The 14,958-nt window shown below is 74.2% G+C and carries 10 protein-coding genes and 3 pseudogenes; 7 read left to right on the plus strand and 6 right to left on the minus strand.

All coding sequences use genetic code 11. The annotated features are described in order from the left end of the window. Positions 1-64: 64 nt before the first annotated feature. Both ACZ31C_RS09335 and ACZ31C_RS09340 read left to right on the plus strand, forming a co-directional pair. A pseudogene (locus tag ACZ31C_RS09335) lies at positions 65-1,498 on the plus strand (ATP-dependent DNA helicase); the annotation flags it as partial. Positions 1,499-1,621: 123 nt separating this feature from the next. Further along, positions 1,622-2,299 (plus strand): annotated as a pseudogene (locus ACZ31C_RS09340) (ATP-dependent DNA helicase); the annotation flags it as partial. A 77-nt stretch (positions 2,300-2,376) separates the two neighbouring features. Here ACZ31C_RS09340 and ACZ31C_RS09345 read toward each other — a convergent pair. Further along, the gene (locus tag ACZ31C_RS09345; protein WP_465794811.1) at positions 2,377-3,675 is read right to left on the minus strand and encodes an AI-2E family transporter; all 1,299 of its coding nucleotides are present in this window, start codon (positions 3,673-3,675) and stop codon (positions 2,377-2,379) included. Between the two features lie 170 nt (positions 3,676-3,845). On the opposite strand from ACZ31C_RS09345, the gene ACZ31C_RS09350 reads away from it, so the two are divergent. Next, a complete protein-coding gene (locus ACZ31C_RS09350) occupies positions 3,846-4,184 on the plus strand; it encodes a GroES family chaperonin (protein WP_396741981.1) in 339 nt (112 codons plus the stop codon). 142 nt (positions 4,185-4,326) lie between these two features. After that, a complete protein-coding gene (locus ACZ31C_RS09355) occupies positions 4,327-4,494 on the plus strand; it encodes a hypothetical protein (protein ID WP_162854396.1) in 168 nt (55 codons plus the stop codon). 16 nt (positions 4,495-4,510) lie between these two features. Here the strand turns inward: ACZ31C_RS09355 and ACZ31C_RS09360 are convergent, their stop codons facing one another. Together ACZ31C_RS09360 and ACZ31C_RS09365 are read right to left on the minus strand one after the other, a co-directional pair. Further along, the gene (locus ACZ31C_RS09360; protein WP_465794812.1) at positions 4,511-6,010 is read right to left on the minus strand and encodes a PrsW family intramembrane metalloprotease; all 1,500 of its coding nucleotides are present in this window, start codon (positions 6,008-6,010) and stop codon (positions 4,511-4,513) included. A gap of 18 nt (positions 6,011-6,028) precedes the next feature. Beyond that, positions 6,029-7,243 (minus strand): FUSC family protein, encoded by a 1,215-nt coding sequence (locus ACZ31C_RS09365; protein WP_465795017.1) that lies wholly within the window; start codon positions 7,241-7,243, stop codon positions 6,029-6,031. 175 nt (positions 7,244-7,418) lie between these two features. On the opposite strand from ACZ31C_RS09365, the gene ACZ31C_RS09370 reads away from it, so the two are divergent. Beyond that, entirely contained in the window at positions 7,419-8,108 is a 690-nt protein-coding gene (locus tag ACZ31C_RS09370; protein WP_465794813.1) for an HD domain-containing protein, read from the plus strand. A 48-nt stretch (positions 8,109-8,156) separates the two neighbouring features. Here the strand turns inward: ACZ31C_RS09370 and ACZ31C_RS09375 are convergent. Then, positions 8,157-8,369: pseudogene (locus ACZ31C_RS09375) on the minus strand (DUF4031 domain-containing protein); the annotation flags it as partial. 23 nt (positions 8,370-8,392) lie between these two features. Between ACZ31C_RS09375 and ACZ31C_RS09380 the strand changes: the two are divergent. Next, on the plus strand, positions 8,393-9,787 hold the full coding sequence (locus ACZ31C_RS09380) for an FAD-binding oxidoreductase (RefSeq protein WP_465794814.1): 1,395 nt from the start codon (positions 8,393-8,395) through the stop codon (positions 9,785-9,787). 46 nt (positions 9,788-9,833) lie between these two features. On the opposite strand, the gene ACZ31C_RS09385 is transcribed toward ACZ31C_RS09380, so the two are convergent. After that, complete coding sequence (locus ACZ31C_RS09385; RefSeq protein ID WP_465794815.1) at positions 9,834-10,361, minus strand: hypothetical protein; 528 nt, start codon at positions 10,359-10,361, stop codon at positions 9,834-9,836. An 83-nt stretch (positions 10,362-10,444) separates the two neighbouring features. Further along, positions 10,445-12,304: a glycerol-3-phosphate dehydrogenase/oxidase gene (locus ACZ31C_RS09390; protein WP_465794816.1), complete on the minus strand. Its 1,860-nt coding sequence runs from the start codon at positions 12,302-12,304 to the stop codon at positions 10,445-10,447. 50 nt (positions 12,305-12,354) lie between these two features. Here ACZ31C_RS09390 and ACZ31C_RS09395 point away from each other — a divergent pair, with 50 nt between their 5' ends. Continuing rightward, positions 12,355-14,925 carry a S8 family serine peptidase gene (locus ACZ31C_RS09395; RefSeq protein ID WP_465794817.1) on the plus strand — a complete coding sequence of 857 codons (2,571 nt, stop codon included), beginning with the start codon at positions 12,355-12,357 and terminating at the stop codon, positions 14,923-14,925. Positions 14,926-14,958 lie beyond the last annotated feature (33 nt).

Here is a 14,958-nt window from a genome sequence, read left to right on the forward strand (position 1 = left end):
TCGCACCCTAACCGATTCCGCCCACCCGTCGCCGTCAGGAAGTTACCGGACGACGGGGAGATATCTGCCGCACCGTGACACCGCAACACGGCCGCTCGGTACGGTCCGCGTCGGCCCCGGCGGGTACCGTGCCACGGTGACTCCGCCCCGTACCGCCACCGGCTCCGCCCGCGCCAAGGCCCGCCGTCGAGGTGACCGGCCCGGCGGTGCCGACCTGCTCGCCGCCGCGGTCGGCGCGGTGCCCGGTGGCGCGGCCCGTCCCGGTCAGCAGCAGATGGCCACGGCCATCGAGGAGTGCGTCTCCTCCGGCGACCACCTGCTGGTGCAGGCCGGCACCGGGACCGGCAAGTCCCTGGCCTACCTGGCACCGGCGCTGACCGTCGACGGTCCGGTGGTGGTCTCCACCGCCACCCTGGCGTTGCAGTCCCAACTGGTCGAGCACGACCTGCCGCGACTGGCCGACGCGGTCGAGCCGGTGCTCGGCCGGCGGCCGACCTTCGCCGTGCTCAAGGGCCGCCACCACTACCTCTGCATGGCCCGCCTGGAGAACTCCAACGAGGACGAGCCGGAGGACACCCTCTTCGACGCACCGACCGAGCGCCCCAGCGGCGGCACCAAGTGGCTGGGCGAGGCCGGTCGGCTCGGCAAGCAGATCCAGCGCCTGCGGGACTGGGCCATGGAGACCGACACCGGCGACCGGGACGAACTCGACCCGGGCGTCGACGACCAGGCCTGGCGGCTGGTCTCCATGCCGGCCCGGGAGTGCGTCGGCGCGAGCCGCTGCCCGTACGGCGCGGAGTGCTTCGCGGAGGCGTCCCGGGCCCGCGCCCGGGAGGCCGACATCGTGGTGACCAACCACAGCCTGCTCGCCGTGGACATGCTCGCCGGACGGCACATCGTCCCGCCGCACAAGCTGCTCGTCGTGGACGAGGCGCACGAGCTGGCCGACCGGGTCTCCTCGGCGGCCCAGGCCGAGCTGACTCCGGAGCTGATCGACCGGTCCGCCCGGCGGGCCCGCCCGTTGCTGCGGCCGGAGACCGCCGAGGCGCTGACCGCGTCCGGTGACGCCCTCGCGGTCGGGCTGGCCGAGGCACCGGTCGGGCGGATCACCGGTGGCCTGCCCGACCCGCTGCGCGAAGCCTGCACGCTGCTCGACGCCGCGACCCGCGCGGCGCTGGACAGCATCGGCGACATCAAGGCCGACGACCCCGACCCGGTACGCAAGCAGCAGGCCAAGTCCGTGCTGGACGAACTCTCCACCACCGCCCAGCGGCTGCTGGACGAGGCGGAGCACGACGTGGCGTGGGTGGAGCGCAACGACAACACCGGTCGGCGGGCGCTGGTCGTCGCGCCCCTGTCCGTCGCCGGCACGCTCGCCACCCACCTGTACGACGAGCGGACCGTGGTGGCCACCTCGGCGACCCTGGCCCTGGGCGGGCGCTTCGACACCGTGGCCCGGGCCCTGGGGCTGGACGCGCCGCCGCCCGCCCCGCCGACGCCGGCCGCCGCCGCGCTCGCCGACACCACCCGTCGGCCCCGGACGGCGTCGGGCGGCGCAACGCCGGTCGACACCGGGTCGGGCGGCGATCCCGCCGGGTCCACGGCCGAGGCGGCGACCGACTCCGGCGCGGGCTGGCGGTCGCTGGACGTCGGCTCTCCGTTCGACTACCCCCGCCAGGGCATCCTCTATGTGGCGGCGCACCTGCCCCGGCCCGGTGTCTCCGGGCTCCCGGACGCCGCCGGGGAGGAGTTGCTCTCACTGGTCACCGCGCTGGGCGGCCGTACGCTCGGGCTGTTCTCGTCCCGGCGGGCCGCGCAACAGGCGGCGGAGTTGCTGCGGGCGCGCACCGACCTGCCCGTGCTGCTCCAGGGCGAGGAGGCGCTGCCGCTGCTGGTGCGCAGGTTCCGGGAGGAGCGGTCGAGCTGCCTGTTCGGGGTGATGTCGCTGTGGCAGGGAGTGGACGTGCCCGGTGACGCGTGCCAGTTGGTGGTGATCGACCGGCTGCCCTTCCCCCGGCCGGACGAGCCGCTGGCCGCCGCGCGGGCGGCGGCGGTGGATGCCCAGGGCGGCTCCGGTTTCGCCGCCGTCAGCGTCCCCATCGCGGCGGTCCGCCTGGCCCAGGGGGTCGGGCGACTGATCCGGGCCACCGGTGACCGGGGCGTGGTGGCGGTGCTCGACTCCCGGCTGGAGACCGCCCGTGGGTACGGGCCGTTCCTGCGCCGTTCACTGCCGCCGTTCTGGTACACGACCCGGCGTGAGGTGGTCCAGGGCGCGCTGACCCGGCTCGCCGCCGACTGACGTCGGCTCGACTGCGCCGGGCAAGGCTGGGCCGCCGGGGACCCAAGCCGAGCCGGGCAGGGCCCGGCCACCGTCGGTCAGGGGGCGCGGGAGGCGACGACCACCGCGTCCGGCGGGGTGTCCGGCACGCGGCGTGCGGCGAGGCGGCGTACCGCCGTGTTGAGCACCGCGATCAGCGGCACGGCGACGAGGGCGCCGGTGATCCCGGCGAGCACCACGCCGGCGGCCAACCCGATGATCACCGCGAGCGGGTGGATGGCCACCGCCCGTCCCATGATCAGCGGCTGGAGGATGTGCCCCTCCACCTGCTGCACACCGATCACCACACCGAGAATGATCAGCGCGGTCACCGGGCCGCTGTCGACCAGCGCGACCAGCACCGCCACGCCACCGGAGAGCGTGGCGCCGACGATCGGGATGAACGCGCCGAGGAAGACCAGCGCGGCCAGCGGGAACGCGAACGGGATGTCGAAGATGACGAGGAAGATCCCGATGCCGACGGCGTCGATGAAGGCGACCAGCACGGTGGCCCGGACGTAGGCGCCCAGGGTCGCCCAGGAGGCCCGACCGGCGTCGTCGACCTTCCAGCGCGCCGCCACCGGCAACAGCCGGACCAGGAACCGCCAGATGACGGTGCCGTCGCGGAGGAAGAAGAACGCCGCGAAGAGCACCAGGACCGTACCGGTCAGCACCTCGGCCAGGGTCGCGGCGGTGGAGAGGGCGCCGCTGGTGAACCGCTCGGTGTTGTTGTTGACGAACTGCTGGATCTCCTCGATGTACCGGTCGAGGTCGTTGTCGGACAGGTGCAGCGGCCCGGTCTTGAGCCAGTCCTGGATCTGTTGCAGGCCCTGGGTCGACTTCGCGGCCAGTTCCGGTACGCCCTTGATGAACTCGTTGACCACCAGGGTCAACGTGCCGATCACCGCGGCCAGGCCGGCGACCAGCACCACCGCCGTCGCCAGCGACCTCGGAAACCGGGCCCGCAGCAGCCACCCGACGGCAGGGGCCAGCAACGCCGACAGCAGCAGGGCGACGGCGAGCGGAATGATCACGATGCTGATCGTGCTGACGACCTTCACCAGCGCCCAGAACACGACGCCGACCACGATCAGCCGCCAGGACCAGCCGGCGGCGATGCGTAACGCGTGCGGCACGTCCGCGTCGTCGCGGCTGGAGGTGGAGGCGGGCCTGGGCTCCGGTGACTCCTCGTCGACCACGGTGGCGGCCGACGTCGCGGCCGGACCGGGCCGCGACGGTGAGGCCGTGGCGGCCGGCTCCGGCACGTCCGGCGGCCGGTTCCGGGCGGTACGCACCGAATCCCGACCCGACTCGTACACGCGACGCACGCGGCTGCGGATCCGCTCGAACCGGCTCACGGGCACCTCCAGGCAGATTTCGGCCCGCGCATGGGCGCCAGGGGCGGACAGGATACGTCCGACCGCTCCACGGTAGGGCAAACTTCCGCCACACATTGCCCCCACGGACGGCTGCCCAACCCGGGTGACCACCGGTGGTGCGTCGGAGGCGACACGGTAGCGTCTGCGGCGTGACAGCCGACCCGAATCTCGACTCCGGCCTGCCCATCCGGCTGCTGCACGACCGCGTGCTGGTGCGGGTGGACGGGAGCGAGGGCGAGCGCCGGTCCACCGCCGGCATCGTCATCCCCGCCACCGCAGCCGTGGGCAAGCGTCTGGCCTGGGCCACCGCCGTCGGAGTCGGGCCGCACGTACGCTCGATCGTCTCCGGTGACCGGGTGCTCTTCGACCCGGACGACCGCTCGGAGGTGGAGCTGCACGGGCGTGGCTACGTGCTGCTGCGCGAGCGTGACGTGCACGCGGTGGCCGCCGAGCGGGTCGAGGAGGACGCCACCGGGCTCTATCTGTGACCCGGTAGCACCGAGACACCCGGTGACGGCACCGCCCCTCGTGGGCTTCCCGGCCGTTCCCGGACGGCACTGACTCCGTCCGCGTCGTTTGCCACGCTCCCCGGCGGGAAGCCAGCCGCACCACCGGCCCTGGGGAGGGACGATGCCGGTATTCGTGAAGAAGGTGCTGGCCTGGGGCAGCCTCGCGTTCCTGATCTATTTCATGGCGTTCCGGCCGGAGGGCGCCGCCCAGATGTTCCGGTCGATCGGGGCGGCGCTGATGATGATGGCGCAGGGGCTCGGGGACTTCCTGACCAGCCTGATGGCCTGAACAGGCGCCCGCCCGCTCAGCGGTGGCCCGGCGGCCAGTGCGCGGGCGGGTGCTGCCCGTGCCAGCCGTACGGGCCGTACCCGGCGGGATAGGCGGGCGGCGGGGGCTGCGGTGGCGCGAGCACCACCGGGATGGGCACCACCGGCTCCTCCGGTGCCTCGACCGCTCGCTGTGAGCCGTCCGGGAAGCGCAGGTGGTATCGCTGCCCGTCCCAGACACCCACCGGGGTCTGCGGGTCCCGGCCCACGAAGTACGACCGGTACAGGCTGATCGAGTCCAACAACTCCCGTTCCTCCCGTGCCGTCCGTTCCCGGTCGGCGGGCCGGCGGTCCAGGCCCCGCGTCGCGCCGTCGCGCAGCAGCGCCAGCCGGGTAGCCGCGAACTGGTAGCCGCGCATCGCCCGCAGCCCGGCCTCGCCACCCACGCGCTGCGCCCACACCCGGGCCGCGTGCCGCCGCCCGAGACTGCTCAGCGCCGCCACCTCCGGCGGGGTCAGCCACCCGGCCCGGACGTAGTCGGGCAGGACCCGCTCGGTGAGCCGGCCCTCCCAGGCCCGCAGCCAGACCGCGAAGCCGACCATGCCGAAGAAGATCGGCACCATCACACCGACGATGCCGACCACCGAGATCAGCACCTCGCCGGTGGCCTCGGCCAGCGTCGGCAGCAGGTTCCACGCGCCGTGCAGCATCATCGCCAGCAGCAGGCCGGCGACCGGGGCGAAGAAGCGGACCCGCCGGTCGGCCGACCGGGCGGCGATACCGAGACCGATACCGGCCAACGAGGTGAACAGCGGGTGGGCGAAACCGAACAGCAGGATCCGGCCGATGAAGATGGCGATGACCTGCTGTGCGCCGGTCGCCGGGCCGTACTGCTCGACGCCGGAGGCGTACCCGAGGCCACCCAGGTAGAGGATGTTCTCCACCATCGCGAAGCCGATCGCGGAGAGTCCGCAGTAGACCAGTCCGTCGGTGATGCCCGACCACTCCCGCCGCCGGAAGATCAGCAGCAGGATCGGGCCGAGGGTCTTGGTCAGCTCCTCGATGAACGGCGCGACCAGCACCGCGGTCAGCCCGGCGGGCAGTCCCTGGTCGTCGAACCAGTTGGCGGCCGTCTCGTTGACCAGCAACGAGATCGAGGTGGAGACGAAGGCGCCCCAGGCGAAGCAGAAGATCAGATACTTCAACGGCTCCGGTTCGTACCGGTCGAGCCAGAGGAAGCAGGCCACCAGCACCGGCACCGGCAGGATCGCGGCGGCCGTACCGACCAGCAACGCCTCCGTGCCGATGCTGGCGCCGATGGTGAAGATGATGAAGATCGCGCCGACGGCGATCAGCAGGATCACCCCGGCCAGCACCAGGGCCCGCCGCCAGCGGAACCGGCGACGTGGCATGCCGGGCGCGCCGGGGCCGCCGGGTGGCGCGCCGGGCACGGGAGGCGACGGCGGCAGGTATCCGCCGGACGGGGTGTCGGCCATGCGGTCAGCGTAGTCATGCCGAGCCCACCCGGCCCGGCGCATCGGCACCACGCCCCCGGCTCAGCCGACCGGGGGTGCGGTGGGCGCCTTGGCGGCCGGTTCCGGGCCGGCCGGCGCACCGGGCCGGTCCAGCTCACCGAAGGAGTGCCGGACCAGCCGGTTCGCCTCCTCCTGGCTGATCCCCGAGGCCACCATCAGGTCGCTGGCGGTGGTACGCACCTGGGCGACCACCACGCTGCCGGAGAACCCGACCCCTTCCGCGTACGCCCGGCCGGCCTCGCTGACCGCGCGCAGCGACCGTTCCCGGGCCTGCTCGGGCTCCTCGCCCTGGGCGAACTCCTTCTTGAGCAGGCGGACCGACTCGGCGAGGTGGGCGACCGCGTCCGGCATCGGCCCCGGGACCGGTTCGTCGTCCTCGATCAGGGTGACAGCCCGCCGGATCAGCGTGCCGCTGTTGCGCATCGCCCGGTCGATCGGCTCGGCCGCCTCGGCGTAGTGGGTCAGTTCGCTGCGCCGGTGCCAGCGCGCCGGGGAGAGCAGGGCGGTCTCCTTCGCGCCCTCGATCGCCTCGGTGAGTGCGGACAGCTCCTCCTTGTTGTCCCGCAGCCGGTCCAGCGCCTGCTGGATCCGGTCGCGGTCCCGGTCGCGCAGTCCGTCGGCGGCGTGGTCGAGCTGCTCGGCGAGCAGGTCCAGGGCCGGCCGGGCGGCGCGGTTGAGCACCCGTAGCGGGTTGAGTGGCAGCAGGACGGCGGTGACCAGCAACGCGATGCTGCCGCCGACGAGCGCGTCGATGAACCGCGGGATCTCCAGGTCCTCGACCGACGGGCTGAGCGTCGCGATCAGCACCGCGGTGGCCGCCGCCTGGATGACGATGGCGACGCTGCCCCCGGCGAAGATGGTCAGCAGGATCGCCGAGGTGACGATCAGTCCGAGCTGCCACGGACCGGTGCCCAGGAAATAGACCAGCAGGTCGCCGACGAACACCCCGACACCCACCCCGATGATCAGCTCGGCGGTCCGACGGAACCGCTGGCCCACCGAGACGGCGAGGGTGCCGACCGCCGAGATCGGCGCGAAGACCGGCTGCGGGTTGCCCAGCAGTTCGTGCGCGGCCACCCAGGCCAGCCCGGCCGCGAGACCCGCCTGGAGGGCCAGGGCGAGCGACATCCGCACCCGGTGCAGGCGGTCCTTGAGGGTGGCCTTGCCCCGGTGGTGCAGTTGCGCGACCGTGTCCGCGATCCGCTGCGTGTCCACGTCCGACAGGCCGTCGCGCATGCGGTTGCCGCGCAGCAGGCGCAATCGTCGGTCCCGGGCCACCGCCATGGCCGCGACTACCCACGGCACGACCGGACATTCCTCGCCGACCGGGTGCACCCTCCCGTCGGGTGACGGTCGGTGCGTCGGGAACACCGGGGACGGGACGCCCACCCGGTGCGGCAGACTCGTCCGGGTGACCGGGCTGATCGAACGCTGGCGTGCCGCCGCCCGCTCGGCGGGCGCGACCACGCCGACGGCGGTGGACGACGCCGGGGCCGAGCTGCTCGCCCGGTGGCGGGAGCCGCACCGCCACTACCACACCGTCGACCACCTGACCGCCGTGCTGGACGTCGTCGACCGGTACGCACCGGCCGCGTCCCGACCCGACCTGGTCCGGCTCGCCGCCTGGTGCCACGACGCGGTGTACGACCCCCGGGCACCCGGCGACCGCAACGAACGCGACAGCGCAGCGCTCGCCGAGGTCCTGCTCACCCGGGCCGGGCTACCCGCCGCCGAGGTTGCCGAGGTCGGCCGGCTGGTCCTGCTCACCGCCGGGCACGCGGTGGACCCGGCGGACGCCGACGGTGTGCTGCTCTGCGACGCCGACCTGGCGGTGCTGGCCGCACCGGTGCCGGAGTACGACAGGTACGCGGCCGCGATCCGCCGGGAGTACGCCCACGTGCCGGAACCGGACTACCGGGTCGGTCGGGCCCGGGTGCTCGCCGGCCTGCTCGACCTGCCCGCGCTGTTCCGGCTAGCCCCGCTGGCCGACGCCGGACAGGCGCGGGCCCGGGCCAACCTGAGCCGCGAACTGACCGCCCTGACCGGCCGGGACCCGGGCGACGAGGTGTTTGGGGCGGCGCAGTCCGGTGGCCCGCAATAGCCGGACCAGTTCGCGGCTCGGCACCACCTGCGCACCGAGCCAGACCGCCATCGCGAAGCGCTCCGCCGGAATGTCGTAGTGGTCCCGGTCGAAGCCGCGCCGGGGAGCGCCGAGCGCCTCGGCGAAGGCGTGCAGCTCGGCGACGGAGACGTCACTGATCAGGTGGGACCAGAGACGACCCCGCGCCGGCCAGGCCGGCCGGTCCACGTAGATCACGGCAGCCACGGTACCCGGCGGCGACCCGCAGTTGATGATCACCATCGGCCGGTCGTAGCCTCGGCCCCATGGCCAGCCTCCTCGACGACCTCCGCGCCGCGCTCGGCCCGGACGCGGTACTCACCGACCCCGACCTGCTGCGCGGGCACGAGCGGGACGAGGCCGACCTGTGTGAGTCCGGCACGCCGTTGGCGGTGGTCCGGCCGCGCCGCACCGAGGAGGTGGCCGCCGTGGTCCGGGCGGCCGGGCGGCACGGCGTACCGGTGGTGCCGCAGGGCGCGCGGACCGGCCTGGCCGGTGCGGCGAACGCCGTCGCGGGTGCGGTGGTGCTGAGCACCGTGGCGATGGACGCGATCCTGGAGATCGACCCGGTGAGCCGGATCGCGGTGGTCCAGCCCGGCGTGGTCAACGCGGCGCTCAGCGCGGCCGTGGCCGAGCAGGGCCTGTGGTACCCGCCGGACCCGGGCTCCTGGGAGTCCTCCACCATCGGCGGCAACGTCGCCACCAACGCGGGCGGCATGTGCTGCGTCAAGTACGGCGTCACCACCGAGTACGTGCTCGGCCTGGAGGTGGTGCTCGCCTCCGGCGAGGTGCTGCGCACCGGCCGGCGGACCGCCAAGGGGGTCGCCGGGTACGACCTCACCCGGCTCTTCGTCGGCTCCGAGGGCACCCTCGGGGTGATCACCGAGGTGACCGTGGCGCTGCGGCCCGCACCGGCGAAGTCGTTGACGATGGTGGCGGTCTTCGGCTCCACCGCCGAGGCGGGCGACGCGGTGGCCCGCATCGCCGCCCGTGGCCTCTCCCCCAGCCTGCTCGAACTGCTCGACCGCACGCACCTGGTGGCGATCGAGGCGTACCGGCCGATGGGGCTGCGCACCGATGCCGAGGCGCTGCTGCTGGCCGCCGTCGACACCGGTCCCCGCGCCGCCGAGGACCTGGCCGAGTTGGCCGCCGTCTGCACGGCCGCCGGTGCCGCCGAGGTGTACACGGCCACCGACGCGGTGGAGGCCGCCGCCCTGCTACAGGCCCGACGCCTCGCCCACCCGGCGATGGAGAAGTACGCCTCGGACACGTACCCGAGCGGCACCGGCGGCCTGATCATCGACGACGTGGCGGTGCCCCGGGCGGCGCTGGCCGCGCTGCTCGACGGGGTCGCCCGGATCGCCACCGAGTGCCGGGTGCCGATCGGTGTGGTCGGTCACGCCGGTGACGGCAACATGCACCCCAACATCGTGGTCGACCGGGCCGATCCGGCCAGTCTGGACCGGGGCCGGCGGGCCTTCGACGAGATCATGCGGCTCGGCCTGGCACTCGGCGGCACCTGCACCGGTGAGCACGGCGTCGGACTGCTCAAGCGGGAGTGGCTGGCCCGCGAGATCGGGCCGGTGGGCGTCCGGGTGCATCAGGCGATCAAGGACGCACTCGACCCGTCCGGGCTGCTCAATCCCGGCAAGGTGCTCTGAGCGGCACGATGCTCGTTCCCGGCGAGGTGCTTTGAGGCGGACGGCCTCAGCCGACCATCTCGGCCGGGGTGTTCTGGGTGAGCAGCAGTAGGATCTCCTCGGCCACCTCGGGGCGCTCCTCACCGGGGCAGTCCTGCGAGGTGATCAGACCCGCCGAGGTGAGCAGGCTGGACGTCAACGCGCCCACGCAGGTGACCCGATAACCCCGGGCCTCGTCGGTCTCCTCGGCCAGCCCCGGATCGGCGAGCAACTGCTGCAACCGCTCGCGGTGCTCCTCGCTGAGGGTGCCGGTCGAGGTGACGCCGTCGCCGGCACAGTCGATGCACTCCCACCGGCCGTCGGGGGCCACGTTCAGGGTGCGCAGTGGACCGTCGCTGCCGAGGTTCTGCAACAGGCTGACCCGCCCCTGGCCGCTGGTCGCGGCGCCGCCGGCACCGGGCTGGTCGGCGGTCGACCCGCTCGCCGACGTCTCCGGTTCGGCGCGCTGGCCGAACGAGGCGCATCCGCTCAGGGCCACCACCACCAGGATGGTGACGGGCAGGGACACCAGCCGTGACCAGGGTTGCGCTATCACGCGCGGAACTTACCTTACCGTAGGTAGGGCACGGAACCGTCCGGACGGACATCCACCGCGCCCGATCTCCAGAATGGACACGGTCAGCGCGGCAGCCCGGCCGCGCCGTCGTCGGCGCCACGGTCCGCCGGGTAGCCGCGCACATCCGGCGCGCCCAACCGGGCGGCGTCGGCGGTCGCGTCGTCCGGCATCAACTGGGACTGCCGCTCCGCCTCCACCCGCGCCCGGTAGTGCGTCACCTCGCGCTCCCGCCGGGCCGCGTCCCAGCCCAGCACCGCGCCCATCAGCTCGGCCGCGTGCTCGGCCGACTCCAGCCCCCGGTGCGCGGTCTCGAAGGAGATCCGGGTACGCCGGGTGAGCACGTCCTCCAGATGCAGCGCACCCTCGGCACGGGCCGCGTAGGTCACCTCCGCCGCGAGGTACTCCGGCGCGCCGGCCAGCGGAGACGCCTGCAACGGGTCGGCGTCGATCAGGGCGAGCAGGTCCAGGGTCAGGCTGCCGTAGCGCTCCAACAGGTGCTCGACCACCCCGACCGGCACCCCGTGCCGACGGGCCAGGTCGGCCCGGTCCCGCCACATCGACGCGTACCCGTCCGCGCCGAGCAACGGCAGGTCGGCGGTCCGTGACGGGCGTTGCGTACCGAGCCGGTGCGCGGCCCGGTCGACCACGTCCGACGCCATCACCCGGTACGTCGTGTACTTGCCGCCAGCCACCAGCAACAACCCGAGCATCGGCTCGATGACGGCGTGCTCCCGGGACAGCTTCGAGGTGGAGTCCGCCTCGCCGGCCAGCAACGGGCGCAGCCCGGCGTAGACGCCCTCGATGTCGGCCGTGGTCAGCGGCCGGTCCAGCACCGTGTTCACCTGCCGCAGCAGGTAGTCGATGTCGCTGGCGGAGGCCGCCGGATGCGACCGGTCCAGCCGCCAGTCGGTGTCCGTGGTGCCGATGATCCAGTGCCCGCCCCAGGGGATCACGAACAGCACACTGCGGGCGGTACGCAGGATCAGCCCGGTCTCGCCGGTGATCGCCGAGCGGGGCACCACCAGGTGCACCCCCTTGGACGCCCGGACCCGGATGCCGCGCCGCAGCCCGACGTCGTCCAGCATCCGCGACATGTCGTCGGTCCACACGCCGGTGGCGGCGATCACGGTGCGGGCGCGTACCTCGAACTCGCCCTCCGGGGACCCGGCCGGTGCCTCCAGGTCGCGGACCCGTACCCCGGTCACCTCGCGGGCCTGCCGGATCAGCCCGACCGCCCGGGTGCTGCTCACCACCGTCGCGCCCAGGCTCGCCGCGGTGCGGGCCAGCGTCACCACCAGGCGGGCATCGTCCACCTGGCCGTCGTAGTAGCGGATCGCGCCGGCCAGTCCCTCGGTGCGCAGGCTCGGGAAGACCCGGCGGGCACCCTCGCGACTCAGGTGCCGGTGCAGTGGCATGCCCCGGCCGCCGCCGAAGAGACCCGCGAAGACGTCGTACGCGGCCACTCCGGCGCCGTAGTACGCCCGGCGCAGCACCCGGGCCGGAAGATCGCGTACGCCCTGCCCGGCGGGGAGCGGCACCAGGATCGGCACCGGACGCACCAGGTGCGGCGCCAACCGGGTGGCCAGCAGCCCCCGCTCGGTGAGCGCCTCGTGCACCAGGTTGAACTCCAACTGCTCCAGGTAGCGCAGGCCGCCGTGGATCAGCTTGCTGGATCGGCTGGACGTGCCGGCCGCGAAGTCGCGGGCCTCGACCAGGGCCACCTTCAGCCCACGGGAGGCCGCGTCGACGGCCGCGCCGGCTCCGGTCACGCCACCGCCGATGACCAGTACGTCGAAGCGCTCGGCCCGTAGCCGACGCAGGTCGTCGGCCCGGCGGGCGGGCGAGAGCTGGCCGGCAACGGATCGCAAGACGTGGGGATCGCGCACCCGTCCACGGTAGCCGCAGCGATCACCTGGTGGCATGCGACGGCCGCCCGGGACGGCCGGTGGAAGCCGGACCGTAAGGTGTGCGGATGCGTGACGATCACTTGACGTCCGGTGACGCCGGCAGTCCCTGGGCCGTTGTCGCAGCGGTGCTGGTCGGTGGCGTGACGGTCACCATCGCCCTGCTGACACAGGCCGGTGGTTGGCTGGTCGACCAGGTGCTGCTGCTCAGCGGGCTGGACCGGTTCGTGCCGCTCTGGCCGCTGGCCGGCCTGTTCGCCGTGCTCCTGATCGGTGCCGCCACGCTGCCGCTGGCCCTGGTCCCCCGCTCGACCACGATCCGCGCCACCGGCCGGGTCTGGCTGGCGGCGACGCTCGCGATGGGCGTACTCGGGCTGCTGCGGACGATCCCCCCGGTGCACCACGAGGCGTACCTCGCCGCACTGGCCGTGACCGCCGCGCTGCTGGCGCTGCTCGCGCACCGGCTCTCCCCCCGCCTGGCCCCCGCTCCCCGCCGCGCCCGCCCCGGGCCGCTCCCGCCGCCCGGTTGGCCCACCACGCCGCCGGGATGGCCCAGCACGCCGCCGGGTCCGCCCGGGGCGGGGCCGGAGTCGCCCGGAGAGCAGCCGGTCCCTGCTCCGGTCAGCGATCGTTGCGAACCGGTGGGTGATCCGCCGGACGCGGCCGGGCCCGACCGGGCCGCGCCGCCGGCTCCCCGGCCGACCGTGGTGACCCTGCTCGGCATCGCGGGTGGGCTGGTCCTGCTGATGCCCTGGGTCCGGTTCGGCGCGCTCGGCGGGCTGCTGGAGACGCTGCTGGCCGGGCTGGCCGCCGCCGCCGTGGGAGCGCTGGCCGGCGAACTGCTGGACGCCCGCTTCTGGGGCCGCCACGAGGTCGGCGAGCCGCCCCGACCGGCCCGGCTGGTACTGCTCGGCGGGCTGGTCGCCGGGGTGGTGCTGCTGCTGGTCGGCGCCGGCACCGGCCAGTCGGGTGCCCAGTTGCCGCTGCTGCTGACCCTGCCACCGGCCGGCTTCGCGCTGGCCGCGCTGCGGGCCCTGACCCGGCGAACCGACCGGCGGCACGGTCGCCTGCCCACCGCCTGGCTGGTCGGGCTGGGCGTCTTCGGTCCGTTGGCCTTCACCGACCCGGAGGAGGTCACCCTGCTGCTGTCGGGCAGCCGGGACATCCCGTTCTGGGTGGCCGTCACCACCGGTGCCGGGCTCCTCATCGCGCTGCTGCTCTCGACCGCGTACGCGCTGGTGCTGGCCCGGCCCTCGGCACGCCCGCCGCGCCGGGCCACGGCCTGGACGACCGCCGTGGTGATGCTGCTGACGGTCGGCGTCGGAGGCGTCGTCGCCGGCCAGCCGGGGCTGCACGGGGAACGGTTGTTCGTGGTGCTGCGCGAGCAGGCCGACCTCACCGGCCTGCCGGCCGGGGCGGGCAAGGCGGGCCGGGACGCCCGCGCCGAGGAGGTCTACCGGCGGCTGGTCGACACCGCCGAGCGGACCCAGGCCGACCTGCGCCGGGATCTGCGCCGCCTGCGGCTCGACCACACCGCCTACTACCTGGTCAACGCGATCGAGGTGGACGGCGGGCCGGTCACGCGGGCCTGGTTGTCGACCCGGCCCGAGGTGGCGCGGGTCCTGGTCAGCCAGCGGCTGCGCCCGCTACCGGTGCCGGACGGTACGACGCGTGGCGACGCGTCCGCGCCGACCGGACCACCCTGGAACATCACCATGATCGGTGCGGACCGGGTCTGGTCCGAGCTGGCGGTGACCGGCGTCGGGGTGACCGTGGGCAGCTCCGACTCCGGGGTGGACGCCGGGCACCCGGCGCTGACCCCGGGCTTCCGGGGCGGCGACGACTCATGGTTCGACCCGTGGAACGACACCCGTACGCCGACCGACCGCAGCGGGCACGGCACCCACACGGCGGGCAGCGCCGTCGGGCGGGGCGGCATCGGCGTGGCACCGGGAGCGCAGTGGGTGGGCTGCGTCAACCTCGACCGCAACCTGGGCAGCCCCGCCGCGTACCTGGACTGTCTCCAGTTCATGCTGGCGCCCTTCCCGCCGGGCGGCGACCCGTTCGCGCAGGGACGCCCGGCCCGGGCCCCGGAGATCCTGACCAACTCGTGGGGCTGCCCGTCGATCGAGGGCTGCGATCCCCGGACGTTGCTGCCCGCCGTCGACGCGTTGGAGGCCGCCGGGATCCTCGTGGTGGCCGCCGCCGGCAACACCGGACCGTACTGCCGGTCCATCCAGGACCCGCCGGCCCCGTACCCGGACGTGCTGACGGTCGGCGCGGTGGACGAGCGGCGGCGGGTCACCGACTTCTCGTCCCGAGGTCCCACCCCGTCGGGCGTGCACAAGCCGGACCTGGTGGCGCCGGGCGCAGACATCCTCTCCGCGATGCCCGGGGGCGGTTATGCCGCGCTCGCCGGTACGTCCATGGCGACCCCGCAGGTGGCGGGCGTGGTGGCGTTGATGTGGTCGGCCAACCCGCAGCTCGTCGGTGACCTGGACCGGACCCGGCGGATCCTGCGCGAGACGGCCACCCCGATCGACGCCCCGAGCGGCTCCCGCAACTGCGGCGGTACGGCGAACGTGGCCGGCGCCGGGCTGGTCGACGCGTACGCCGCCGTCGAGGCCGCCCGGGGATGATGCCGGATCGCGGCCTGACACCGGACTGGTCGT

Source organism: Micromonospora sp. NPDC023869 (assembly GCF_055559695.1).

Bases quoted from the DNA above. Each gene is read 5' to 3' on its own strand.
- ACZ31C_RS09365 (WP_465795017.1), bottom strand. From the start codon at position 7,243: ATGCGCGACGGCCTGTCGGACGTGGACACGCAGCGGATCGCGGACACG.
- ACZ31C_RS09355 (WP_162854396.1), top strand. From the start codon at position 4,327: ATGCCGGTATTCGTGAAGAAGGTGCTGGCCTGGGGCAGCCTCGCGTTC.
- ACZ31C_RS09380 (WP_465794814.1), top strand. From the start codon at position 8,393: ATGGCCAGCCTCCTCGACGACCTCCGCGCCGCGCTCGGCCCGGACGCG.
- ACZ31C_RS09390 (WP_465794816.1), bottom strand. From the start codon at position 12,304: ATGCCACCAGGTGATCGCTGCGGCTACCGTGGACGGGTGCGCGATCCC.
- ACZ31C_RS09360 (WP_465794812.1), bottom strand. From the start codon at position 6,010: ATGCGCCGGGCCGGGTGGGCTCGGCATGACTACGCTGACCGCATGGCC.
- ACZ31C_RS09395 (WP_465794817.1), top strand. From the start codon at position 12,355: ATGCGTGACGATCACTTGACGTCCGGTGACGCCGGCAGTCCCTGGGCC.